Source organism: Vibrio sp. SSH13-20 (assembly GCF_040104475.1).
GTDB classification, from domain to species: Bacteria; Pseudomonadota; Gammaproteobacteria; order Enterobacterales; family Vibrionaceae; genus Vibrio; species Vibrio harveyi.
On the sequence record NZ_JBECOU010000009.1, the window covers coordinates 41,449 to 66,352 of the forward strand.

At 45.9% G+C, this 24,904-nt stretch carries 18 protein-coding genes; 8 read left to right on the forward strand and 10 right to left on the reverse strand.

Going from position 1 to position 24,904, the window contains the following annotated elements:
• The first annotated feature begins 50 nt into the window (after positions 1-50).
• A complete protein-coding gene (locus ABMY42_RS22495; RefSeq protein ID WP_222327319.1) occupies positions 51-2,621 on the forward strand; it encodes a PBP1A family penicillin-binding protein in 2,571 nt (856 codons plus the stop codon).
• 66 nt (positions 2,622-2,687) lie between these two features.
• On the opposite strand, the gene oxyR is transcribed toward ABMY42_RS22495, so the two are convergent.
• Positions 2,688-3,596 (reverse strand): DNA-binding transcriptional regulator OxyR, encoded by a 909-nt coding sequence (gene oxyR / locus ABMY42_RS22500; protein WP_005451495.1) that lies wholly within the window; start codon positions 3,594-3,596, stop codon positions 2,688-2,690.
• A 174-nt stretch (positions 3,597-3,770) separates the two neighbouring features.
• On the opposite strand from oxyR, the gene ABMY42_RS22505 reads away from it, so the two are divergent.
• The 3 genes from ABMY42_RS22505 to ABMY42_RS22515 all read left to right on the forward strand — a co-directional run bounded on the left by ABMY42_RS22505 (position 3,771) and on the right by ABMY42_RS22515 (position 6,856).
• A complete protein-coding gene (locus tag ABMY42_RS22505) occupies positions 3,771-4,499 on the forward strand; it encodes a redoxin family protein (protein WP_005451494.1) in 729 nt (242 codons plus the stop codon).
• A 216-nt stretch (positions 4,500-4,715) separates the two neighbouring features.
• Positions 4,716-6,188 (forward strand): dihydrolipoyl dehydrogenase, encoded by a 1,473-nt coding sequence (locus tag ABMY42_RS22510; protein WP_349266824.1) that lies wholly within the window; start codon positions 4,716-4,718, stop codon positions 6,186-6,188.
• Between the two features lie 386 nt (positions 6,189-6,574).
• Entirely contained in the window at positions 6,575-6,856 is a 282-nt protein-coding gene (locus tag ABMY42_RS22515; RefSeq protein WP_026000384.1) for a DUF3624 domain-containing protein, read from the forward strand.
• 154 nt (positions 6,857-7,010) lie between these two features.
• Here the strand turns inward: ABMY42_RS22515 and argH are convergent, their stop codons facing one another.
• The 4 genes from argH to argC form a co-directional block, all read right to left on the reverse strand.
• Complete coding sequence (gene argH / locus ABMY42_RS22520; RefSeq protein WP_005432701.1) at positions 7,011-8,885, reverse strand: argininosuccinate lyase; 1,875 nt, start codon at positions 8,883-8,885, stop codon at positions 7,011-7,013.
• Positions 8,886-9,135: 250 nt separating this feature from the next.
• Entirely contained in the window at positions 9,136-10,350 is a 1,215-nt protein-coding gene (locus ABMY42_RS22525; RefSeq protein WP_005451488.1) for an argininosuccinate synthase, read from the reverse strand.
• Between the two features lie 90 nt (positions 10,351-10,440).
• Entirely contained in the window at positions 10,441-11,232 is a 792-nt protein-coding gene (gene argB, locus ABMY42_RS22530) for an acetylglutamate kinase (RefSeq protein WP_017819673.1), read from the reverse strand.
• A gap of 21 nt (positions 11,233-11,253) precedes the next feature.
• Complete coding sequence (gene argC / locus ABMY42_RS22535; protein ID WP_009701791.1) at positions 11,254-12,258, reverse strand: N-acetyl-gamma-glutamyl-phosphate reductase; 1,005 nt, start codon at positions 12,256-12,258, stop codon at positions 11,254-11,256.
• A 144-nt stretch (positions 12,259-12,402) separates the two neighbouring features.
• Between argC and argE the strand changes: the two genes are divergently transcribed.
• The 3 genes from argE to ABMY42_RS22550 all read left to right on the forward strand — a co-directional run bounded on the left by argE (position 12,403) and on the right by ABMY42_RS22550 (position 17,429).
• The gene (gene argE / locus ABMY42_RS22540; protein WP_017190923.1) at positions 12,403-13,539 is read left to right on the forward strand and encodes an acetylornithine deacetylase; all 1,137 of its coding nucleotides are present in this window, start codon (positions 12,403-12,405) and stop codon (positions 13,537-13,539) included.
• Positions 13,540-13,817: 278 nt separating this feature from the next.
• Positions 13,818-16,451: a phosphoenolpyruvate carboxylase gene (ppc, locus tag ABMY42_RS22545; RefSeq protein ID WP_269989311.1), complete on the forward strand. Its 2,634-nt coding sequence runs from the start codon at positions 13,818-13,820 to the stop codon at positions 16,449-16,451.
• A 438-nt stretch (positions 16,452-16,889) separates the two neighbouring features.
• Positions 16,890-17,429 (forward strand): PadR family transcriptional regulator, encoded by a 540-nt coding sequence (locus ABMY42_RS22550; protein ID WP_005451477.1) that lies wholly within the window; start codon positions 16,890-16,892, stop codon positions 17,427-17,429.
• 70 nt (positions 17,430-17,499) lie between these two features.
• Here ABMY42_RS22550 and metF read toward each other — a convergent pair whose 3' ends face one another.
• The 3 genes from metF to ABMY42_RS22565 all read right to left on the reverse strand — a co-directional run bounded on the left by metF (position 17,500) and on the right by ABMY42_RS22565 (position 22,261).
• On the reverse strand, positions 17,500-18,402 hold the full coding sequence (gene metF, locus ABMY42_RS22555; RefSeq protein WP_005432740.1) for a methylenetetrahydrofolate reductase: 903 nt from the start codon (positions 18,400-18,402) through the stop codon (positions 17,500-17,502).
• Positions 18,403-18,674: 272 nt separating this feature from the next.
• Entirely contained in the window at positions 18,675-21,083 is a 2,409-nt protein-coding gene (locus tag ABMY42_RS22560) for a bifunctional aspartate kinase/homoserine dehydrogenase II (protein ID WP_005451476.1), read from the reverse strand.
• A gap of 17 nt (positions 21,084-21,100) precedes the next feature.
• A complete protein-coding gene (locus ABMY42_RS22565) occupies positions 21,101-22,261 on the reverse strand; it encodes an O-succinylhomoserine (thiol)-lyase (protein ID WP_005451475.1) in 1,161 nt (386 codons plus the stop codon).
• A 229-nt stretch (positions 22,262-22,490) separates the two neighbouring features.
• Here ABMY42_RS22565 and metJ point away from each other — a divergent pair, with 229 nt between their 5' ends.
• Positions 22,491-22,811 (forward strand): met regulon transcriptional regulator MetJ, encoded by a 321-nt coding sequence (gene metJ, locus ABMY42_RS22570; protein ID WP_005432736.1) that lies wholly within the window; start codon positions 22,491-22,493, stop codon positions 22,809-22,811.
• 110 nt (positions 22,812-22,921) lie between these two features.
• On the opposite strand, the gene ABMY42_RS22575 is transcribed toward metJ, so the two are convergent.
• Positions 22,922-24,199: a malic enzyme-like NAD(P)-binding protein gene (locus ABMY42_RS22575; protein ID WP_009697553.1), complete on the reverse strand. Its 1,278-nt coding sequence runs from the start codon at positions 24,197-24,199 to the stop codon at positions 22,922-22,924.
• A gap of 209 nt (positions 24,200-24,408) precedes the next feature.
• Complete coding sequence (gene bfr / locus ABMY42_RS22580; RefSeq protein WP_005381359.1) at positions 24,409-24,885, reverse strand: bacterioferritin; 477 nt, start codon at positions 24,883-24,885, stop codon at positions 24,409-24,411.
• Positions 24,886-24,904 lie beyond the last annotated feature (19 nt).

Genomic DNA, 24,904 nt, shown 5'->3' on the forward strand with positions numbered 1-24,904 from the left:
GAGTACAAGGGTTTGCCGTTACACAGCCTCAACCAATCAGGGATTCTCCGGTGAAGTTCATAAAGCGTTTATTATTTTTAACATTGATTTGCATAATTCTTGGAGTCACCACAATTTTTGGCTTCTATCAGTACGTGAAGCCTGAATTGCCAGATGTTGCAACCCTAAAAGATGTTGAATTACAAACACCTATGCAGGTTTTTAGTCAAGATGGGAAACTGATCGCACAGTTTGGCGAGAAGCGCCGAATTCCTGTTACCTACGACGAAATTCCGCAAGATTTGATTCACGCGCTGATTGCGACCGAAGATAGCCGCTTTTATGAGCACCCTGGTATCGATCCAATCGGTATTACTCGTGCTGCTGTTGTGGTGGCATTATCTGGTTCTGCAAAACAAGGTGCGAGTACCATCACTCAGCAGCTAGCGCGTAACTTCTTCTTATCAAATGAGAAGAAAATCATGCGTAAAGTAAAAGAGATCTTCATTGCGATTCACATTGAGCAGTTGTTGACAAAACAAGAGATCATGGAGCTATACGTTAACAAGATTTTCCTTGGCTACCGCTCTTACGGTTTTGGTGCAGCCGCTCAGGTTTATTTCGGTAAGAGTTTGAATGAACTGACTCTCAGCGAGATTGCTACGTTAGCAGGTATGCCAAAAGCGCCATCAACCATGAACCCACTTTACTCACTAGAGCGAGCGACAAAGCGTCGTAATGTGGTCTTGATGCGTATGCTGGATGAGAAATACATCACTCAAGCGCAATACGATGAAGCACGCTCAGAGCCAATTGTGGCACGCTACCATAGCGCTGAAATCGAACTGTCTGCCCCATACGTCGCAGAACTAGCACGTTCTTGGGCAGTAAAAGAGTACGGTGCAGACAAAGCGTATACGTCTGGTTTGAACATTTACATGACGGTAGATTCAAAGCTTCAAGACGCAGCAAACAAAGCATCCATCAACAATATCCTTGCTTACGATGAACGTCACGGCTATCGCGGAGCAGAGAAAGTACTGTGGAAACAAGGCGAACCTGCTTGGGATACAGAGCAGATTGAGAAGCATCTGAAGAAGCAGCCAACATATGGTCAACTTTATCCAGCGGTTGTGACCAAAGTAGACGGTAAAACGGCACAAGTTTGGGTGAAAAACAACGACGAACAAACTCTCGCTTGGACAGGCATGAGCTGGGCTCGTAAGTTCCTGACTGATGAACGCCAAGGCGCAGCACCAAAATCAGCGCAAGAGATCCTAGAAGTAGGCCAGCAAGTTTGGGTTCGCGAAGTCAGCACAACTGACAAAGATGGTAACACCATCAACAATTGGAAGTTGAGCCAAGTGCCAAATGCAAACACCGCGTTTGTCGCAATGAACCCAGAAAATGGTGCGGTACTTTCTCTCGTTGGTGGTTTTAACTTCGTCCATAGCAAATTTAACCGTGCGACCATGTCGGTCCGTCAGGTAGGTTCAAGTATTAAGCCTTTCATCTACTCAGCTGCGATCAATAAAGGTCTAACGCTGGCATCATTAGTTAACGATGCTCCTATCAACAAATGGGATGCAGGTTCTGGTTCGGCCTGGCGTCCGAAGAACTCACCGCCGACATACATTGGCCCTACTCGTCTACGTATCGGTTTAGCACAATCGAAAAACGTAATGGCGGTGCGCACTTTGCGTGAAGTAGGCTTAGATGCGACTCGCGAATACCTGACTCGCTTTGGTTTTGATATCAACGAAGTGCCGCGTTCAGAGACTATTGCGCTTGGTGCGGGTAGCTTAACGCCGATGAAAGTAGCACAAGGTTACTCGGTCTTTGCCAACGGTGGTTACTATGTTGAACCATTCTACATTGACCACGTTGAAGACTCTTTCGGTGAAGTGCTATTTAAAGCCAATCCAAAAGTTATCTGTCAGCATGATTGCCCTCAAATGGAGCAAGAAGCGCCGGTTGAAGATAAGTTTGCCGCAGAGTTTGGCGAGCAAGATATCGCAATCGATGAGCCAACATCAGACAACGCATTAGAAGACGATACACCACAATATGCGAAGCAAGTTATCTCAGCACAAAACGCATTCTTAATGCGTGAGATGATGTACAGCAACATTTGGGGCGGCGGTAGCTGGCGTGATGGTACCGGTTGGAACGGCACAGGTTGGCGCGCTCAGAAACTCGAACGCCGCGATATTGGCGGTAAAACCGGTACAACCAACGATTCAAAAGATACATGGTATAACGGTTACGGTCCGGGCATTGTCGCTATTGCATGGGTTGGCTTTGACGATCACTCTCGCACTCTAGGTCGAACGACTGTGAACAGCAACCTTGGTAAAGGACAGATTTCTGGTGCGGAATCGGGGGCGAAGACAGCTGAGCCAGCTTGGATTGATTTCATGCGCGTCGCACTTGAAGGTACGCCTCAAAAAGCGAAAAACATCCCAGAAGATATCGTCCGTGTTCGTATTGATCGTGATAGCGGCCTTCTGACTCATAAAGTCGATGGTTCATCCATGTTCGAATATTTTGAGAAAGGAACTGAGCCAACTGAGTACGTCGGTAACAGTTTAGAAGACAGTATCTATTCAGGTGGTGGTAGCGGCTCAGAAGAGTTGTTCTAACAACCACTCATCAGATAAAACAAAAAAGGGAGCCATTGGGCTCCCTTTTCTTATATTAACTTGCGCTTAAGCGGCAATAGAGTCTTCCTGAGCCTCTAGTACCCCTTTAATCGTTGCAGCCAAGGTTTCGAAACGAGCACGCAGTGGAGAGCCCGGACGATAAACTAAAACAATGCTGCGCGAAGGTGTTGGATTAATCGCAGGGACATAACAGACACCATCCTTCTTCTTCTCATGCGGTACAGATAACTGTGGTAATAACGTGATACCTGCGCCCGCCGCAACCATATTACGTAATGTTTCTAGACTAGTTGCTTTAAAGCGCTCGTCATCTTTTGCTCCTGCAGCAAAGCAAAAACCAAGTGCTTGGTCGCGTAGGCAGTGACCATCTCCTAGCGCCAAAACGGTTCGACCATTAAGATCCAACATGTCTATATGGTCTAAACCAGCCCATTCGTGATCGCAAGGTACAGCAACACTCAACGGCTCGTTATAGACTTCAATCTCTTTAAACGGAGCTGTTTCATCAACTGACGCTAGTACAAGGCAATCAAGCTTACCTTCTTCCAACTGACGTACCAATTGGTGGGTTTGAGCCTCATGTAAAAACAGTTCTAACTCAGGAAACTCTTCTTTCAGTCGAGGGACTATTTTTGGCAATAGGTAAGGGCCAACGGTTGGAATAAAGCCAATGTGCATTGGACCGGTCATCGCACCGCTTTGACCGCTCGCCATATCTTTGAAAGTTTTTACTTCACTTAAGATGCGTTTTGCTTGCTCCACCAATTGCAAACCAGAATCAGTAAACAGCACTCGACGGCTGCTCCTTTCTAGTAAGGCTGTACCAAGTTCGTCTTCCAGTTTTCGAATCTGGCCACTTAAAGTTGGTTGGCTAACAAAACAGGCTTCTGCTGCTTTTCGAAAATGCTTGTGCTCCGCAAGCGCCACCAAGTACTCAAAATCTCGGATATTCATACGTACGATTCGCTTCTTGTTTGGCGATAGAAATAATCTATCAAAACCATAGCATTAAACGATTAGAGCTATCAAAGTTTTTTTTCAATAATGAGCTCAACAAAACGAAACTGAGCGACAAATAACGCTAAGCTCGAAAACGAATTATTTCATAAATTTAAAAAGGAAATCATCATGTTTGCATCAAAAGAAGGTCAAGCTGTACCACAAGTTACTTTTCCTGTTCGTAAAGGTGACGCATGGGTGAACGTAACCACGGATGAACTGTTTAAAGACAGAACGGTTATCGTATTCAGCTTGCCAGGTGCGTTTACTCCAACCTGTTCGTCAAGCCACCTACCTCGTTACAACGAGTTATTCTCAGTATTTAAAGAGCATGGTGTGGATGAGATTCTATGTGTATCAGTAAACGACACGTTTGTAATGAATGCATGGAAAGCTGACCAAGAAGCTGAAAACATCACTTTCATCCCAGATGGTAACGGTGAGTTCACAGATGGCATGGGTATGCTAGTAGACAAAAACGACATCGGCTTCGGCAAGCGTTCATGGCGTTACAGCATGCTAGTGAAAAACGGTGTGGTTGAGAAAATGTTTATTGAACCAAACGAACCAGGCGACCCGTTCAAAGTTTCTGATGCAGATACAATGATGAACTACGTAGCACCTGAGTACAAAACTCAAGAATCGATCACTGTGTTCACTAAACCAGGTTGCCCTTTCTGCATGAAAGCGAAACAAAATCTGATTGACCACGGTCTTCAATATGAAGAAGTGATTTTGGGTAAAGACGCAACAACAGTCAGTCTACGTGCAATTTCGGGTCGTACGACGGTTCCTCAAGTGTTCATCGGTGGTAAACACATCGGTGGTAGCGAAGAATTAGAAGCTTACCTAGGTTAATAATTTGCCTAATGGGCTTGGGTTGGCAATTTAGCTGTCCAGAACTCAGCCCTCAGTCTCCCGGAGCATCCCTCGCCCGGGAGACTACCCCCTCAATCACTTCCTATGCTTAGTCTTGATCACTGCTCTTCTTCGGACTATCAAGATTAATGAACTCAAATTCACTCTTCTAAACTTAGTCATCTCAACTCAGTTTGGACAAAACGAGAATCCATTATGAAACAGTTAAATGTTGACGTAACAATCATTGGTGGTGGTACAGCAGGTCTTGGTGCATACCGCGCAGCAAAAGCGCACACAGACAGTGTTGTGATGATCGAAGGTGGTCCTTACGGCACAACATGTGCTCGTGTAGGTTGTATGCCCTCAAAACTTTTGATCGCTGCAGCAGAAAGCGTACATCAAATCGAGAAAGCACCAGGTTTCGGCGTGCACCCACAAGGCGAGATTTACATTAACGGTCGTGAAGTAATGGATCGAGTAAAGCGTGAACGTGACCGCTTTGTTGGCTTTGTGTTGGAAGGCGTCGATGAGATCCCTGCTGAAGATAAAGTTTCAGGCTATGCCAAGTTTATTGATGACAATACGCTAATCGTTAATGACCACACTCAGATCACCGCAAAACGCATTGTGATCGCAACAGGCTCACGTCCAGCATATCCAGCGGTATGGAATGAGCTCGGCGATCGCCTAGTCATTAACGATGATGTATTCGATTGGGATGACTTGCCAGAATCCGTTGCAGTATTTGGTCCAGGTGTCATTGGTCTTGAATTGGGTCAAGCGCTGCATCGTTTAGGAGTGAATGTGAAGCTATTTGGTCTTGGTGGTCAAGTAGGACCATTGACGGACCCTGAAGTGATGGCGTACGCCGATAAAGCATTCAAAGAAGAGTTTTACCTTGATACCGATGTAAAAATCGAAAGCATGAAACGTATTGCTTCGCCAAAAAATAACGGTGAAGATAAGGTCGAAATTCAGTTCATCAACCACGATGGTGAACTAGAAACCTTTATTGTCGATTACGTATTGGCAGCTACAGGTCGTCGCCCGAATGTGGATAAGCTCGCGATTGAAAACACCAGTGTGGCATTAGATGAGCGCGGCGTACCAACGGCGGATCACTATACATTGCAAACTTCGGTAGAGAGCATCTTCATCGCAGGTGATGCAAGTAACCAAATTCCACTGCTTCATGAAGCGGCAGACCAAGGTCGTATTGCTGGTGATAACGCTGGCCGCTTTCCTGATATTCGTGCAGGTTTGCGCCGCTCGCCTATTTCTGCTGTATTCTCTGATCCACAAATTGCCATGGTTGGTGAAACCTTTAAGCAATTGGAAGCACGTTTAGGCACCTGCGGCTGTTTCGCAACCGGAGAGGTCTCGTTTGAAAGCCAAGGTCGCTCACGAGTGATGCTACGCAATAAAGGCATATTGCATGTGTACGGAGAACAAGGCACCGGACGCTTCTTGGGCGCAGAAATGATGGGACCAAACGCCGAGCACTTAGCCCACCTGCTCGCTTGGGCACATCAAAATAAAATGACAGTTTCAGCAATGTTGGATATGCCGTTTTACCACCCAGTAATTGAAGAAGGCGTTCGCACCGCACTGCGAGATTTGAATGCAAAACTTCACTTAGGTCCAGAGACAATCAAGCACTGCCTAGACTGTGGTCCTGGTTGCTAATCCTGCCCTCATTTTCCTTAACATCGATAAACAAAAAGCCTCGTCATAGACGAGGCTTTCTTCTTTCAGCTTTATCAATTCAAGAATCAATAGAGCTGTGGTTATGCAGTCATCATTGCATAGCGGCTCACCAACACAATGGCTGTTAATCCAATCGTGAAAAAGCTACCCGCTAAACCAAGTGCTACTTTAAGTTCTGTCGACATTATTATTTTTCCTATTGTCAGGCTGACAGCGCACCATACATCAATTACGTGCTACACAATTTTGACCAAGCTAATTTTTCATTTTTGGTTTGATAAGCGAGACTAAGAAACCAAGCAAAAACACTATCAAACAGGAGTTGAGGTTATAATCAGAAACAAATAGATAGTTTGGGTAGAACAATGACTTGTCGAAGTTGCCAAGAGCATTGGTTTTGGAAAAAAATCGGGCGTTGCCAGCGATGCATGGATCAACTTACCGTGCTCTCTGTCTTATGTTGGATCGTATGGTGGTTTGCATTTAAAGATGATCCACAAAGCATCGAGTCGATCGCACTGATCTTTGCGGGCTTTGCGTTTAATGGTCTGCTGTTTTTACACCTCTGGATGCGCTTCGTTATTCTGCCGTGGCAGCGCCGCCATAGAAAACAAAATAAAGATGATCATCATCCAGATGACAGATAGAAAAAAGCCCCAAAACCAATACCGGTCTTGGGGCTCTCTTAGATTCTTCTAAGAAAAAGCAGTGGTACTTTAATAGACCGGGCTTCCTCTCAAAGGTTCCAAATTTTTTTCTGATTTTTTTAGTATTTTCTTAAATACTAAAAAAATCATTAACCTAGGCTACGTTACTTTTCTGGATCAATTGTTCGAACAAGTTGATCTCCAGTGCAACTTCATCACATGCATGCTGACGTGGGCACTGATCGCAATCTTTCAGTACTTTCTCTGGCAGCAATGACTTCGACGTTGGCAAGAAGCTTTGCTTCATAAAGAACTCTGGCGTACGTGTCAGCACAAAGACTTTCTTAATAGCCATCTGGCGCGCCTTCTCAACCAGATAGTTCACAATCGCACTGCCCTGCCCTTGACCTTGCCAACCCGCTTCAATACCTAAAGAGCGAATCTCTGCTAAGCCTGAGTCATAGACATACAAAGACGCACAACCAGTGACTTCTCCGTGGTGCTCGGCAACCGCGAAAGAACCAATGTCACGTACCAACTCATTACGTGAGCGTGGTAGATTCTCACCCATATTTGCCCAGTACGCCACCATGCCTTCCAGTGTCTCAATATCCGTCAGACGTGCTGGACGTACTTTGACTGCTGAAGTGTCACGTTGAGATAGACGCTTGTCTGCTTGGTCGACAGCATAAGCCACTTGCTGCGGCGACACGCCACCAAGCGCACAACGTTTCTCAAGGCATGAATCGATGGTCAAGATGTCATACACATCCGCCTCAATCACTTCAGAGAAAGATTTCAATTCTTCAATCGACAACTCTTCTAACGCACAGCCTTTGGCAATTGCACCAACCACAGCAACACCGACGATATGGTGCGCTTCACGGAATGGGATGCCTTTCGCCACTAGGTAATCCGCCAGCTCAGTTGAGTTTGCGTAACCTTGCTTCGCCGCTTCTAACGTACGCTCGCCATTAACTTTAATGCCATCGAAACACAATGCTGCCATTTCCATACAGTCATTCCATGTATCAAGCGCATCGAACAGACCTTCTTTGTCTTCTTGCATGTCTTTGTTGTAAGCCAGTGGCAGCGCTTTCACCGTCATCATCATGCCAGCAAGCGCGCCGTATACACGACCTGTCTTACCACGAATAAGCTCTAATGCATCTGGGTTTTTCTTTTGCGGCATCAACGAAGAACCTGAAGTCACGGTATCGGCTAGTTCAATAAAGTTGGACTCACCCGAGTTGTAGAAGATCATGTCTTCTGCCAAGCGAGATAGGTGCAACATTGAAATAGATGCCACAGACATCAGTTCCATCACATGGTCACGGTCAGAAACCGAGTCTAGCGAGTTACGTGTCGCACGGTGGAAACCAAGGTTGTGAGCCAGCTCTTCACGGTCGATAGGGTAAGCGGTCCCCGCAAGCGCACCCGAGCCGAGTGGACACGTATCCAAACGCTTTAGCGCATCGTTCAGACGTGAGTAATCACGCTCAAACATTTCAACATAAGCCAAGCACCAGTGAGCAAACGTCACAGGCTGAGCACGTTGTAAGTGCGTATAACCAGGAAGAACAGTACCTTGATGCTGCTTAGCAACACCAACCATTTGAGTTTGTAGGCGATCAAGTGCAATCAACAGTTGTTGACCTTGCTGACGACACCAAAGCTTGAGATCGGTTGCAACTTGGTCGTTACGAGAACGTCCCGTGTGTAGCTTTTTACCTAGGTCACCAACTTTATTGATCAGTTGCTGCTCGACCCAAGAGTGGATATCTTCAGCGTCTGAACGTAAGATTTGATGTGGGTCTTCCATCACTTCAAGCTTGAGTTCATTTAGTGCTAGCTCAAGCTTTTGTTGTTCATCTGCAGATAACACGTCAACAGACAGCAATGCTTTAGACCACGCAATTGAGCCTACGATGTCTTGCTCAGCCAATCGGTAATCGAAACGCAACGAATCGTTGAAGTCTTTAAATCTGGTATCTGCCGCTTGGGTAAATCTTCCGCCCCATAATGCCATTGCGTCTCTCCTGATGACTATTGCTTACGCTAACGTGTTATTCATTAAGTGTTGACCAAATCGGTGGTCATTTGCTCACTTTTTCTTATGCCTCAACGTTACGATAATCGTAGACAAAAATAAAGTAGAAATTCAATATTTCTACATATTTATTCATGACTATTTTATCTTTATGCCAATAAGGTCAGCAAAAACCAAAAAGACCTGCCAATAGTGGCAGGTCTGTTATCTTATAAGACGTTAAATTGGCTTATTTTTTCTGGCTGTTCAGCGCACGGATACGGCTTGATAGTGAGTAAAGACGGATAAAGCCTTCAGCATGGCTTTGGTCATAAACTTCATCTTCACCAAAAGTAGCAAACTCTTCAGAGTACAAACTGTTATCCGAACGTTTTTGCGTTACCGTTGCGTGACCTTTGTAAAGCTTCACAACCACTTCGCCATTCACGTCTTGCGCGAGCTCTTCAGAAGCCGCAAGAATAGACTTGCACAGCGGCGTGAACCAACGACCATCATAAACAAGGTGCGATGCTTTCAGACCAAGCTCCTCGCGGAATTCAAATGACGCTTTATCCAGCACCAGTTGCTCTACCGCACGCAGTGCTTCCATCATGATGGTGCCCCCCGGAGTTTCGTAACAACCACGAGACTTCATTCCCACTAGACGATTTTCGACAATATCGATACGACCAACACCGTGCTTCGCACCTTTTTCGTTTAGGTAAACCAACGCGTTATATGGTGTCATCGCTTCACCGTCTACCTCAACAACTTCACCTTTCGCTACTTTTAACGTCACGGTTTCTGCTTCATTCGGTGCTTGCTCTGGGTCTACAGTCCAAGCCCAGCAATCTTCATTTGGCGCGTTCCATGTATCTTCTAGAACGCCACCTTCAGTAGAAATGTGCCATGCGTTCGCATCACGCGAGTAAATCTTAGTAAGAGATGCTGAACAAGGAATGTTACGCTCTGCTAGGTAATCTAAGCACTCTTCACGGCTCACTAGATCCCATTCACGCCAAGGCGCAATAACATGCAGATCTGGTGCTAGTGCTGCAAATGCACCTTCAAAACGTACTTGGTCATTACCTTTACCTGTACAACCATGGCACAGAGCGTCTGCGCCCACTTTACGTGCAACTTCAACCTGCGCTTTGGCAATGATTGGACGCGCCATTGATGTACCTAGTAAGTATTTACCTTCGTAGTAAGCACCGGTTTTTAGCGTAGGGTAAATGTAATCCGCTACCATTTCTTCTTTCAGATCAGCGATGTAACATTCAGAAGCACCAGAAGCTTTTGCTTTCGCTTCAATACCTTCAAGCTCCTCTGCACCTTGACCAACATCGGCAACGAAAGCTACTACTTCACAGTCGTAGTTCTCTTTTAGCCACGGGATGATTACTGAAGTATCTAGACCGCCTGAGTATGCGACTACCACTTTATTTACGTTCACTTTGCTCATGTTTTTTCTCCAAACTTAACTGGCGCTGCTCTCGGCGGTCAGTGCCAACCACTTCCTAATGTTCAATTCTTTAACTGGTTTGCTTCTGCTCTATTGCGGCAGAAACTGCGTTCCGATACTTTCACCCGCGAATAGCTGGGTCAGTTTCTCTGGGTAACGCCATGTCGCAACTTCGATAGGACGACCAAGATCATTGGCAGCCTCCAAAGCGGCTTTAACTTTGACGATCATACCGTCGGTGATCACTTGCCCTTTGATCAATGCATCGGCTTCTTGCTCGGATAGCGTTTTGATCAGGTGACCTTTGCCATCGAGTACACCGCTAACATCAGACAGAAGTACTAACTCCGCATCTAACGCACCGGCCACTGCAACAGCGGCTTGGTCAGCATTCACATTCATCATCTGACCTTTTTCAGTCAGACCAATTGAGCTGATGATCGGCAATGCGTCTGCGTTTAGCACCGCTTGTAATAGGGTTGAATCACCCGGTGATGCTTTACCTACTGCGCCTAGCTCTGGGGCCAGCTCTTCAACATGACATAGCCCACCATCAGCGAGACTAAGACCTACAGCGTTTAGACCATCCGCAATCGCTTGACCTTGAAGCAATTTGTTTGCTGTACCCGCAAGCGCACCTGCAATCACAGGAATTTGCTCATAAGGCGTTACGCGAAGACCGTTTTTCTTTACGGTTTCAAGCTGAAGCTTTGCCATCAACTCATCAACTAGGTAGCCACCGCCATGAACGATGGCGATTTGTCGCTGTGCCGACTTTTGGTAAGCCGCAATGGCACCAAACAGTTGGCTTAAGGTTTGAGTGCAAGATAGGGCTGCACCACCGAGCTTAATGACTAAAGGAGCTTGATTGGTTTGCGTCATCGCATTTCCCTCTTTCAACGACTACAGCAACGCTGTCAGTTCTGGGTAACCGTAATGAATATTGAGACATTGCATCGCTTGACTCGATGCACCTTTAAGTAGGTTGTCGATCGCCGAAATCACAATGATGTGTTCGCCTTGTACCTTCCAGCCGATATCACAAAAAGGCGTATTTTCGACATCCTGAATACGTGGAATACCGTCACCTTTAAGGCGAACCGCTGGCTTGCCTTGGTAAGCTTGTTCAAACGCTTGTACCACTTGTGCTTCCGTCACACCTTGTGCCAATTTCATCGTGATAGTGGCAAGAATGCCGCGTTTGAAGTTGCCTAGGTGTGGAGTAAAAATCACATCGCAACCTAAATGCTGAGCAATCTCTGGTTGATGACGATGGTTAAAGACACCGTAAGGTTGCAAGCTCACTTCGCAGAAGCTGTTAACCATGGAAGCTTTACGCCCTGCACCTGATACACCACTGGTTGCGTTAATCACAGGCCATTGGTTGGTATCCAGTAATGCGTGTTCTAATAAAGGTTTGATTGCAAGCTGTGAAGCGGTTGGGTAGCAACCTGCCACTGCAATCAAAGGAGTGGTTTTTATTGATTCTTGGTTCCACTCTGCTAAGCCGTATGCTGCTTTATCTAGCCAGTTGTTATATTGATGTTCGAAGCCATAAAAGGTGTCGTAGAAGCCTTCGCTTTTCACACGAAATGCACCAGATAAATCGAATACCTGACATCCCGCCTCTAAGAAGATAGGAGCTAAGTCATGGCTCACTTCATGTGCCGTTGCCAGAAAGACCACATCAGACACTTGAGCAACTTGCTCAGGGTCAGTCAGTGGTGAAACTGGCATATCAATCACACCCGCTAGCTTGCCGTGCAATTGAGCAATATTCTTTCCTGCATCTACGCTATTGGCGGAAACGTATAAACCTGATAGCGTGAGTTCAGGGTGTTTGTTGACCATTAAAGCCAACTCTGCGCCGGTGTAGCCGCTGGCTCCGATAATCGTGGTTTTTAGCATTACATGACATCCATATACTTAAGGCTCAAAATGACTATTCATATTTAATTTTTGCTTTATTTTGATTTTTTATTCATCAAATATGATTTAATATGTGTTTTACATTTTTGTGCTCTGTCTGTCAATAGGAGAATTGAAGAATCCATGCAATTACCAAGTTTTCTAGAGGTCTATGAAGGACTGATCAGTACCTCTTCGATCAGCTCAACCGATCCAAGTTGGGATCAAGGCAATGCCAAAGTGATCGAGAAGCTAGCTTCTTGGTTTAAAGATCTTGGCTTCAGTGTTGAAGTGATCGAAGTGGAGCCAGGCAAACACAATATGATTGCACGTATGGGTGAAGGTGAAGGCGGTCTACTTCTCGCAGGTCACAGCGACACAGTGCCATTTGATGAAGGACGTTGGAGTTTTGACCCACATAAGCTGACCGAAAAAGACAACCGCTTTTACGGTTTGGGTACTGCTGATATGAAAGGCTTCTTTGCCTTTATTTATGAAGCGGTAAAGAAAATCGACTGGAGTAAGCAAACCAAGCCGCTTTATGTATTGGCGACCTGTGATGAAGAAACCACCATGCTAGGTGCCCGTCATTTCACTGAGAATGCGCCTTTTAAGCCGGATTACTGCATCATTGGCGAACCCACCAGCCTCGTACCAATTCGAGGTCATAAAGGGCATGTGGCAAATGCCATTCGCGTAACAGGCAAGTCCGGTCATTCGTCTGATCCTGCGCTCGGCGTCAACGCAATTGAAATAATGCATGAAGTCATGTTTGCCATGATGCAACTGCGCGACAAATTGGTTAAAGAGTATCACCATCCGGGTTTTGCTATTCCAAGCCCTACCCTAAACCTTGGTCATATCCATGGTGGTGACAGCGCAAACCGTATTTGCGGTTGCTGTGAACTGCATTATGACGTTCGTCCTCTTCCTGGTATTAGCCTTGATGGTTTAGAGAACATGCTGCGCGGAGCATTGAAAGAAGTCGAGGCGAAATGGCCAGGGCGATTAGAAATTATTCCCTTGCACGAGCCAATTCCGGGTTACGAATGTCAACACGATCACCCATTTATTGGTGGTGTTGAAGAGATCTGTCAAACCAGCTCAGAAACCGTCAACTACTGTACTGAAGCGCCATTTCTGCAGCAACTGTGTCCAACCTTAGTTCTAGGTCCCGGTTCAATTGATCAAGCTCATCAACCAGATGAGTTCCTCTCTTTCGACTTTATCGACCCAACCATCGACGTGTTATCACGTGCGATGGTGAAATATTGTTGTTAGTCGCATTCTGTACTTTCCTCACAATGCAGCTCGATTGAGCTGCATTTTGTTATCTTCGCCACTATTCTTCTAGCACGCTATATCCTTCTTTAAGCGGCAATTTTGTAATTAATTTTCACTTCGAGTGGCATAAGCTGACCTAATTTTGCTCTAAATCAGGTCAGCAGCGGAATAATTGCAAACTTACTCTGCTTTATTTGACTAGAACTGGTTATTTTCGCTAGATTGGAGTCTTAACAAGGACAATGGATGTAGTTTTTTTACGAGGCAGGATGACAATGAACGAGAAATACGCCGCACTTAAAAGCAATGTGCGCATGTTGGGCCACCTTCTGGGTAACACGATTCGTGATGCTCATGGCGAAGAAATCTTCGAGAAAGTGGAAACCATTCGTAAATTATCCAAATCGGCTCAAGCTGGAAATAACGCTGACAGAGAAAGCTTAATAGAAGAAATTAAAAGCTTACCAGATGAGCAATTGACGCCAGTGACCCGCGCGTTCAACCAATTTCTAAACCTGACCAATATTGCTGAGCAATACCACACCATTTCACGCCATTGTGAAGAGCATATCTGCGAACCTGACGCAATTAATTCGCTGTTCTCAAAACTAGTGCAAAATGATGTGAGTAAGCTAGACACGGCACAAGCGGTTCGCGATCTGAACATTGAGTTAGTTCTGACTGCGCACCCAACCGAAATCACTCGTCGCACTATGATCAACAAGCTTGTAAAGATCAACGAGTGTCTATCTAAGCTAGAGCTGAGCGACCTCTCTTTCAAAGAGCGTAAGAAAACTGAACGCCGTCTTGAGCAGCTTATCGTTCAAAGCTGGCACTCTGACGTTATTCGTCAACAGCGCCCGACACCGCTTGATGAAGCCAAATGGGGCTTTGCTGTAGTAGAAAACTCACTATGGGAAGCCGTACCTGACTTCTTACGTGAAATGAACGACCGTCTAAAATCATACCTTGGCGAAGGTCTACCGATTGATGCTCGCCCTGTGCACTTCTCATCTTGGATGGGTGGTGACCGCGACGGTAACCCATTTGTAACTCACAGCGTAACTCGTGAAGTACTGCTTCTGTCTCGCTGGAAAGCGGCAGACCTATACCTCAACGACATCAACGAACTGATCAGCGAACTGTCAATGACAGTGTGTAACGACAAAGTTCGAGAGCTTGCGGGTGAAGATCAACACGAACCATACCGTGCGATCCTTAAACAGCTACGTTCGCTACTGAACGAAACAAAAGACATTCTCGACGCAAAAGTTCACGGTCAGAAACTGGCAGTCAAAGCGCCGCTACAAAAAGTAGAGCAGCTTTGGGAACCACTTTACGCGTGTTACCAATCACTAAACGAATGTGGCATGGGCGTGATTGCTAACGGCTCACTGCTGGATACTCTACGCCGTGTTAAAGCATTCGGTATCCACCTAGTTCGTCTCGATATCCGTCAAGAAAGTACGCGTCATGCCGACGTTCTATCTGAACTGACTCGTTACCTAGGTATCGGTGACTACGAACAGTGGAGCGAGCAAGATAAGGTAGCTTTCCTAACTAACGAACTCGCATCTAAGCGCCCTCTTCTGCCTCGTGACTGGGAACCATCGGAACCAGTTAAAGAGGTTTTGGATACCTGTAAGATTGTTGCAGCACAACCTCGCGAAGCATTCGGTGCTTACGTTATCTCAATGGCGCGTACCGCTTCTGACGTACTTGCCGTACACCTACTACTTCAAGAAGCAGGTTGCCCTTACCGCATTGACGTGTGTCCTCTGTTCGAAACCCTAGACGATTTGAACAACGCGGAAGCGGTAATCAAACAGCTAATGGGTATCGACCTATACCGCGGCTTTATCCAAAACCACCAAATGGTGATGATCGGCTACTCTGACTCTGCAAAAGACGCAGGCGTAATGTCAGCAGGTTGGGCGCAATACCATGCGATGGACTCACTGGTTAAGGTTGCAGAAGAAGAAGGTGTAGAACTCACACTATTCCACGGTCGTGGCGGTACAATTGGTCGTGGTGGTGCGCCAGCACATGCTGCACTACTATCTCAGCCACCTAAGAGTCTGAAAGGCGGCCTGCGCGTAACAGAGCAAGGTGAGATGATCCGCTTTAAGTTGGGTCTACCTGATGTTGCAGTTAATAGCTTCAACCTGTACGCGAGTGCAATCCTTGAAGCAAACCTACTGCCGCCACCAGAGCCTAAGCAAGAGTGGCGTGACCTAATGGACGTCTTGTCAGAAGTAAGCTGCGAAGCATACCGTAGTGTCGTTCGTGGCGAGCCAGATTTCGTGCCTTACTTCCGCCAAGCAACACCGGAGCTTGAGCTAGGTAAACTGCCACTTGGTTCACGACCAGCGAAACGTAATCCAAACGGTGGCGTAGAAAGCTTGCGTGCGATTCCATGGATCTTCTCTTGGAGCCAAAACCGCTTGGTTCTGCCAGCATGGTTAGGCGCAGGTGAGGCTATTCAGTACTCTGTAGACAAAGGTCATCAGGCGCTACTGGAAGAGATGTGTCGTGAATGGCCGTTCTTCTCTACTCGTCTAGGCATGCTTGAGATGGTGTACACCAAGTGCAACATGGAAATCTCTCGCTACTATGATCAACGCCTAGTGGAGAATCAACTTCTACCATTAGGTGATCGACTACGTGAGCAACTCCAGCGTGATATCAAGTCGGTACTAAACGTAGAGAACAACGAGAACCTAATGCAAAGCGACCCTTGGGGTCTAGAATCTATTCGCCTACGTAACATCTACGTTGAGCCATTGAACATGCTTCAAGCCGAGTTGCTATACCGAACTCGTCAAACTGAAGAAGCTTCTGCCAATTTAGAAGAAGCATTGATGGTGACGATTGCAGGTATTGCGGCAGGCATGCGTAATACAGGTTAATCTGATTACATAAAGTTGACTAAAAGGCTGAGCGAAATCTCAGCCTTTATTATTATTTACTAATCACTTCCACTATTCGAACAATACCAGCCTAGATTATTAATCCAAATAGAAAACAAAAAGTCTCTACACAACAAGATATTTCACTACCAAAAAACACTATTGAGTATTTTATTAGTTTTTTTGGGTAATTTTGTCCTACTATTCCACTTCATGCTTATTATTTATATACTACTTGCCTGCTGGAAGCTCACAAGTCCAATCAAATAGGCTCCAGCTCGGTGGAAACACCATCACTCTAGGTGATAAACGGCTTTAAGGTGACAGGACCAACATTGTTGGTGCTATCTACACATAAAAAACTCAAGCGTCATTAAGAACGCAAATGAAAGTGTAGCTAGCTTGTTTACAAGTTTATTGACCATTTGGATTGAAGACATGTCATTACCACACGTAATTCTAACTGTACTTAGCACTCGCGACGCTACCGGTTACGACATCACTAAAGAATTCTCAGCTAGCATCGGTTACTTCTGGAAAGCAAGCCATCAACAAGTTTATCGTGAACTTAACAAGATGGCTGAGAAAGAGCTGGTTACTTGCGTACTAGAACCTCAAGAAGGCAAGCCAGATCGTAAGGTTTACTCAATCACTGACGCAGGTCGTAGCGCATTGGGCGAGTGGTTCGATCAACCAACTGCACACCCAACTGTACGTGACGAATTCTCTGCTAAGCTAATGGCTTGTGCCGTGCAGCCAGCAGCACCGTACCGTGACCAGCTTTCTGAACTTGTAGAAGAGTCTCGTAAGCTCGTTTCTCACTACAAAGAAATCGAAGCAGCGTACTACGCAACGCCATCAACACTAGACAAGCAAGCACGTCTTGAGCGTCTAACACTTCGTCGTAACCTAATGCTACGTGAAGCTTGGATTAACTGGGCAGAAGAAGTACTAACAGAACTTGAAGTGATCGGCTAATTCGTCACTTTAAATGAAACGAAAAAGGCTTGCCGATGGGCAAGCCTTTTGTTTATCTGGGGAAGGGGCATTAAGCCCCTACTGCAACTTGTGGACGCACACCTAGAGTGTGGCAAAGTGCATAAGTCATCTCTGCACGGTTCAATGTGTAGAAGTGAAAATCTTTCACACCTTCACGGCTTAATACACGAACCATATCAATTGCTTGGCTTGCACCAACCAGCTGACGCGTCACGGGATCATCATCCAAACCTTCAAACTGCTTGCTCATCCAACCTGGTACTTTCACATTATTCTGCGCCGCAAAGCGAGATGCTTGTTTGAAGTTCGATACTGGCAAGATACCCGGCACAATTTCGACATCAATACCAGCCGCTACACAACGGTCACGGAAGCGCAGGTAAGACTCCACATCAAAGAAGAACTGAGTAATCGCGCGGTTTGCACCTGCGTCAACTTTACGCTTTAGATTCAGCAGATCCGATTGAGCACTTTTCGCTTCAGGGTGAACTTCTGGGAATGCCGCTACTGAGATATCGAAATCGTGACGCGCTTTAAGCAGTTCTACCAAATCCGATGCGTACATATCTGGCGCACCACCACCCGGTGGAATATCACCACGTAGCGCTACGATGTTTTTGATACCGTTATTCCAGTAATCGTCAGCAATGTCGATCAATTCATCACGAGTTGCGTCGATACACGTTAGGTGAGGTGCAGCCACAAGACCTGTTGCCGCTTTGATTTCTTTAATGATCGAATGGGTTCTGTCACGCTCGCCTGAGTTTGCGCCGTATGTGACAGAAACGAATTTTGGTTGAAGAGTTTTAAGACGATGCACTGAGTTCCACAGTGTTTCTTCCATCTTCTCACTGCTTGGTGGAAAAAACTCAAATGAGACGTTGATGTTGTCTGATAGTTCAGCGATATTCTGGTTTAAGGCATCGATGTGCCCTGCATGCGTGTATCCCATCTTACTCTCCCTGTGGCAACTCCACCACGAAATCAAAATTCCTCAAATCGACGTTTAGACGTCTATATGTCTACAGAATGTATTGAATGCGATTTAATGTCAACCTTGTGATTATGAATTTTTCTCAAGTTCATAATGAGGATAGTTCAAGTTCCTTTATGACCAATCCCTAGCCGAACTTCCCAATTCAGTATGGCATTATCTAAATAATAAAAAACCCCGGAGATAGTCCGAGGTTTTGTTGTCGTTCGCAAAAATTGTTTCGGTGAAATTTAAAACAAACCAGCTAGGCGATTAAGGTCAGATTGAATCGCACCAGCCGTGACTTCACGACCAGCACCTGGACCTCGAATAACCAATGGATTGTCTTTGTACCACTTACTCTCAATAGCAAAGATATTGTCACACGGTAGTAAGTTTGCCAGTGCATGTTCACGTGATAATGCTTCAACACCCACCGTTGCTTTGCCATTACGCTCTAAACGCGCGACATAACGCAACACTTGGTCATTTTTCTGAGCCTTGGTTAGACGCTCTTGTAGAATCTCACTTAGAATATCACCTTGGTCAAAGAATGCGTCTAGGCTCAGTTCTCGCAACTCTTCTGGTACAAGTGATTCCACTTTCACACTCTCTGGTTCAATACTCAAACCAGATTCACGAGCCAAGATAACCAACTTACGCATCACGTCAGAGCCATCTAAATCAGAGCGAGGGTCAGGCTCTGTCAAACCTTGTTGCCATGCCAAATCGACCAGTTCAGCAAACGGCACTGAGCCATCAAACTGCTGGAATAACCAAGATAGCGTACCGGAGAAAATACCCGATAGTGCGACGACATCATCACCGCTTTCACGCAAGTCTCGAACAGTATGGTTGATCGGTAACCCTGCACCAACCGTAGCGTTATAAAGCCAATGACGACCAATTTTAGCAAAGGCGTCTTGTACTTGGTGGTAATATTGACTGTCCGCCGAGCCTGCCACTTTGTTCGCTGAAATCAAGTGAATACCTTGCTGCGCAATTTCCACATAACGTGTCGCCAACTCTTTACTCGCCGTGACATCAAGTACGACTGCTTCATCGAAGTTTTGTATCGCGCCGAGCTTCGTCAACCAGTTGCCATCATTCTCGATGCTTTCATCATCAAAGCGCTGAGCAACTGTTGCTGCATCAATCCCGTTTTCATCAAACCAATACGTTTGACTATCAACAACCGCTACTAAATCAAAGCTCATACCATGGCGTTTTTCGAGCTCTTCTTTTTGCTCAGCAAACAGCGATAACCAACTTGAGCCAATGTTACCTTTACCACACAACGCAACCGCTACACGCTTTTGCGCTTGAAACAACTGACTATGAATGCGTTGTACCAACTCTTCGACTTCTGCACGGCGTAGTACTGCTACCAAGCTCAAACCTGATTCCGTCTCTGAAATAAACTCAACAGGCGCATGCTTAAGTTGTTGATAGAAGCCAAAACAGTGATTTGCATTTTTCGTCACTCCGGCACCAACAGCCGCTAAAAGTGAGTAACCCTCTTTAAGCTTGATTTCTGCTTCAACGGCTAACTCTTGTAGATAAGTTAATGCACCGCCAGCAATCTCTGCGGTATACGCCAAACGCAAAGTTTGCTGATCTTGTTGTGCTTCAAATGCTAATGGTTCCAATTGAGCACGCTTTAAAGCTTGCAGAACTTCTTTCTGCGCTCGCTCAAAATCATGACCATGGATAAAAGACAGTTGAACCAACAACACTTCATCAAGAGACGTAATGATTTTAGCACCGCGACCTGAAGCCAATACGCGCTCAATACGCGTTGAGCCTGATTCAGGTTGATAGCTGCATTTGAGGCTCAAATCCATCGTGCTTTGAGCAACTGGCTGTAGCGTGCGACTGTGCAACACTGGCGCAGCCAAACGCGCAAGTTCACTCGCCTCATCTAAACGCAGCAACGGCAACAAGCAAGCATCCGACACTAAACGTGGGTCTGCACTGTAAACGCCAGCAACATCACTCCAGATGGTCACTGTGTTTACCTCAGCCAATGCACCAATCACCGTTGCTGAATAGTCTGAGCCGTTACGCCCCAACAGTACTGTTTCACCCACTTCATTTTGCGCCATAAAGCCTGTAATGATGACACGCTTGTGGCTATGTTGAGTTAACGCCTCTTTGATGAGTGCATAAGAGCGAGCTCGGTCGACTTCTGGCTGCGTTCCAGCTTCTGCGCGTAAAAAGGCACGAGAATCTTGCGCTACCGCTGGAAGATCCTGTTGTGATAACAGTGCAGCCAGTAAGCGTGACGACCATACTTCACCATGCCCAAGCACTGCTGCTTTTTGCGCTTCTGTAAGTGGCGCAGTTAACTCAGCTAAGGTACTGAATTCATCTTGAAGAGAAGCAAGCACTTGCGTTTGCGCTTCTCCTTCTAATAAAGCTTCAACTAACTCCGTCTGGAACAGTCGCAAGTTTTGTAGCGCTTCGTGTGCGATGCGACCGTCTTTATCTAGCCCTTCTAAAAACTCGATCAAGCGGTTAGTGGTTTTCCCTGCAGCCGATACCACCACCAAATCATTTTCTGCTGAATACTCTTTAAGAATACCCACCACACGTTGGTAACATTCTGGGTTCGCTAAGCTGCTACCACCAAATTTATGCAGCTGACGTTGTACAGTCATGACCTTACCTCTCCCAATTACTGTGTAGCTTTCACAAATGCTTGCTCAAGATCAGCAATCAGATCTTGGGCATCTTCTAAGCCAACAGATAAGCGCAGTAACTGTTGAGAAACACCAGCTTCAGCCAGAGCTTCTTCACCCATCGCACGATGCGTCATTGACGCAGGGTGACAAATCAAGCTTTCTACACCACCTAGCGACTCAGCAAGAGAGAAGAGTTCAAGTTCTTTAACAAACACTTTTAGCTGCTCAAATGAGCCAGCAAACTCAAAGCTCAGCATAGAACCAAAACCCGATTGTTGCTTCTTCGCGATGTCATGGCCTGGATGCTCTGGCAAACTTGGATGATAAATCTTCGCTACCAAAGATTGCGTTTGCAAATACGCCAACACTTGCTGAGAGCTTTCTTCATGAACTCGCATTCGCGCACCCAGCGTACGAATTCCTCGAAGCGTCATGTAACTGTCGAATGGCGTACCCGTTGCACCAATGCAGTTACCCCACCATGCTAACTCTTCAGCATGCTCTTCGCTCTTAGTGATCACCACACCACCAATCACGTCAGAGTGACCATTAATGTATTTCGTTGTTGAGTGGATAACAAAATCCGCACCAAGCTCCAAAGGCTTTTGGTACACAGGTGTCAAAAAGGTATTGTCCACTGCAACTAAAGCACCAACTTGTTTTGCCTTCTCACACACAGCCGCAATATCAACAACGCGTACGAGTGGGTTTGACGGAGTTTCTAACAAGATAAGCTTTGGCTTTTTCGCAATCGCCGCAGCCAACGCTTGCTGATCCGACTGGTCAACAAACTGCACTTTAAAGTCGCCTTTGTTGGCGCGAGTATTGAACAGACGATACGTACCGCCGTAGCAATCATGCGGTGCAACAATTAAGTCATCAGGTCCAAGAAACGCCGATACCCACAGGTTTAATGCCGATGTGCCGCAGTTAGTGACAACCGCTCCTTTACCTGACTCAAGTTCGTACAATGCTTTTTCTAACAAGCCTCGGTTTGGGTTACCAGAACGTGTGTAATCGTATTGTGGAACTTCACCAAACGCGGGGAAGCCGTAGTTAGTAGAAAGGTAGATTGGTGGTACAACAGCGTGATATTGACTGTCTGACTCGATACCAGTGCGTACAGCAATGGTCGCAGGCTTACGGGTGCTCATGGGTGTATCCTTTCACGGGTGGTGACATCTAAATGGGAATGCGCTATATCTAGCTTGTATTGCTCAATTGATTAACACTCTTCCCTAACTATTAACCTCACTTTACTTGTCTAAAAATAAGACGTCAACACTTCTAGACGTCCATATGTCTTTGCTTATGGCGGTAAATGCAGCTAAAATCAGCACCTATATTTATTTTTCTAACTTATTACATTAATGAAGGTGCGCAATGGCTGACTGGAATGGCGAATACATTAGCCCGTATGCTGAGCACGGTAAAAAAAGCGAACAAGTAAAAAAGATTACCGTCTCTATCCCGCTAAAAGTTTTAAAAGTGCTGACTGATGAGCGAACTCGCCGCCAGATCAACAACTTACGCCATGCGACTAACAGTGAGCTACTATGTGAAGCATTCCTACATGCTTACACAGGGCAACCACTGCCAACTGATGAAGACCTTCGTAAAGACCGCCCAGATGATATTCCTACAGAAGCGAAAGCGCTGATGACGGCAATGGGCATCGAATTCGAAGCGTTTGACGAAGAATAATTGCTTACAAATTCGTCAACACGATGAGGCTGTACCGGGGACAGTTTCAGACCAAACTAAAAAGGGACGCCATCGCGTCCCTTTTCTTTGCTGTCAGAAATGACTTTGGCTTACTCCGCCATGTAGTTTTCTGGCATCTCAATACGCGCTACACCTGAATTAACCGCAGCTTGAGCAACCGCTTTTGCTACGCGTGGTAGTAGACGTGGATCCATTGGTTTTGGAATGATGTAATCAGAGCCAAACTCTAGCTTGTCTACGCCAGCTGCCTTCAATACAGCTTCTGGTACTGGCTCTTTTGCCAATTCACGAATCGCATCGACTGCCGCAAGCTTCATTTCATCATTAATTTCACTCGCACGAACATCCAATGCACCACGGAAGATGAATGGGAAACACAGAACGTTGTTTACTTGGTTCGGGTAGTCGCTACGACCAGTGCCCATGATCAAGTCATCACGCACTTCGTGAGCCAATTCTGGTTTGATTTCAGGATCTGGGTTTGAACATGCGAACACAACAGGCTTATCTGCCATCAGCTTCAATGCTTCTGCAGGTAGTAAATTTGGACCTGATACACCCAAGAACAGATCCGCACCTTCAATCACGTCTTCCAGCGTACGCTTATCTGTGTTGTTTGCGAATAACTGTTTGTATTCGTTTAGGTCGTCACGACGTGTATGGATCACCCCTTTACGATCCAGCATGTAGATCTTCTCACGCATTGCGCCACATTTGATCAACAGCTCCATACATGCCACTGCCGCAGCACCAGCACCAAGACAAACGATGGTTGATTCTTCTAGCTTCTTACCTTGCAGCTCAATTGCGTTCAGCATACCCGCAGCCGTTACGATTGCAGTGCCGTGTTGGTCATCGTGGAATACAGGTACATCACAGCGTTCGATAAGGCGCTTTTCAATCTCAAAACAATCAGGCGCTTTGATATCTTCTAGGTTAATACCACCGAAAGTATCTGCAATGTTTGCTACTGTGTCGACAAATTCGTCGATCGTGCGGTGTTTCACTTCGATATCAATTGAATCTAGACCAGCAAAGCGTTTGAACAACAGCGCTTTACCTTCCATTACTGGTTTAGAAGCTAGCGGACCAAGGTTACCAAGACCAAGAATAGCCGTGCCGTTAGAGATAACCGCAACCATGTTGCCTTTCGCCGTGTACTTGTACACGTTGTCGGCATTTTGTGCGATTTCGCGTACAGGCTCTGCAACACCAGGGCTGTATGCCAGAGCAAGATCGTTAGCAGTTTCAGCTGGCTTAGTCAGCTCTACTGCGATTTTGCCTGGGGTTGGGTACGCATGGTAGTCCAGTGCTTGTTGGCGGCGTTCTTCTTCTGGGGTGACTTCTTGGCGATTGTCTTCAGACATGGATCGTTTCTCTTTTGTTATTTTTTCGGTAAGGGGGAATAAATTCTAAAGGATAGAAGTCAATCTTCATAGGCAAGATTGCGAGCGATATCCTTAAAAAAGGTAATAATGTAAGAGATTAGACCAGATATCTATGATTGGCACCTGATAGACAGATCAGGTGCACTTTTAATCACTTTCTTTCAGCGAGAAAACAGCGAAATATAATCTCACTCTTCATCAACGTATTGCGCTTGTAGGTAGTTTTCGATACCAGACATTTCGATCAAGCCCAGTTGCGTTTCAAGCCAATCGACGTGCTCTTCTTCGTCTTCAAGAATATCTTGGAAGAGGTCGCGTGATACATAATCACGGATATCCTCCGCATAAGCGATCGCATCTTTTAGATCTGGGATTGCTGCCATTTCGAGCTTCAAATCGCACTCAAGCATTTCTTTGGTATCTTCCCCGATCATCAATTTACCGAGATCTTGCAAATTAGGTAAGCCTTCTAGAAACAGGATACGTTCGATTAGATGATCAGCGTGCTTCATTTCATCGATCGACTCGTGGTACTCCTTGTCGGCGAGGTGTTTTAAGCCCCAGTCCTTGTACATACGAGCATGCAGAAAATATTGATTGATAGCGACGAGCTCGTTGCCGAGCACTTTATTGAGATGTTGGATTATGATTGGATCGCCTTTCATGACAAAGCCCTCCTCTTTG

Coding starts and splice junctions, on each gene's coding strand:
- oxyR (WP_005451495.1), bottom strand. CDS start 3,596: ATGAATATCCGAGATTTTGAGTACTTGGTGGCGCTTGCGGAGCACAAG.
- ABMY42_RS22505 (WP_005451494.1), top strand. CDS start 3,771: ATGTTTGCATCAAAAGAAGGTCAAGCTGTACCACAAGTTACTTTTCCT.
- ABMY42_RS22510 (WP_349266824.1), top strand. CDS start 4,716: ATGAAACAGTTAAATGTTGACGTAACAATCATTGGTGGTGGTACAGCA.
- ABMY42_RS22515 (WP_026000384.1), top strand. CDS start 6,575: ATGACTTGTCGAAGTTGCCAAGAGCATTGGTTTTGGAAAAAAATCGGG.
- argH (WP_005432701.1), bottom strand. CDS start 8,885: ATGGCATTATGGGGCGGAAGATTTACCCAAGCGGCAGATACCAGATTT.
- ABMY42_RS22525 (WP_005451488.1), bottom strand. CDS start 10,350: ATGAGCAAAGTGAACGTAAATAAAGTGGTAGTCGCATACTCAGGCGGT.
- argB (WP_017819673.1), bottom strand. CDS start 11,232: ATGACGCAAACCAATCAAGCTCCTTTAGTCATTAAGCTCGGTGGTGCA.
- argC (WP_009701791.1), bottom strand. CDS start 12,258: ATGCTAAAAACCACGATTATCGGAGCCAGCGGCTACACCGGCGCAGAG.
- argE (WP_017190923.1), top strand. CDS start 12,403: ATGCAATTACCAAGTTTTCTAGAGGTCTATGAAGGACTGATCAGTACC.
- ppc (WP_269989311.1), top strand. CDS start 13,818: ATGAACGAGAAATACGCCGCACTTAAAAGCAATGTGCGCATGTTGGGC.
- ABMY42_RS22550 (WP_005451477.1), top strand. CDS start 16,890: ATGTCATTACCACACGTAATTCTAACTGTACTTAGCACTCGCGACGCT.
- metF (WP_005432740.1), bottom strand. CDS start 18,402: ATGGGATACACGCATGCAGGGCACATCGATGCCTTAAACCAGAATATC.
- ABMY42_RS22560 (WP_005451476.1), bottom strand. CDS start 21,083: ATGACTGTACAACGTCAGCTGCATAAATTTGGTGGTAGCAGCTTAGCG.
- ABMY42_RS22565 (WP_005451475.1), bottom strand. CDS start 22,261: ATGAGCACCCGTAAGCCTGCGACCATTGCTGTACGCACTGGTATCGAG.
- metJ (WP_005432736.1), top strand. CDS start 22,491: ATGGCTGACTGGAATGGCGAATACATTAGCCCGTATGCTGAGCACGGT.
- ABMY42_RS22575 (WP_009697553.1), bottom strand. CDS start 24,199: ATGTCTGAAGACAATCGCCAAGAAGTCACCCCAGAAGAAGAACGCCGC.
- bfr (WP_005381359.1), bottom strand. CDS start 24,885: ATGAAAGGCGATCCAATCATAATCCAACATCTCAATAAAGTGCTCGGC.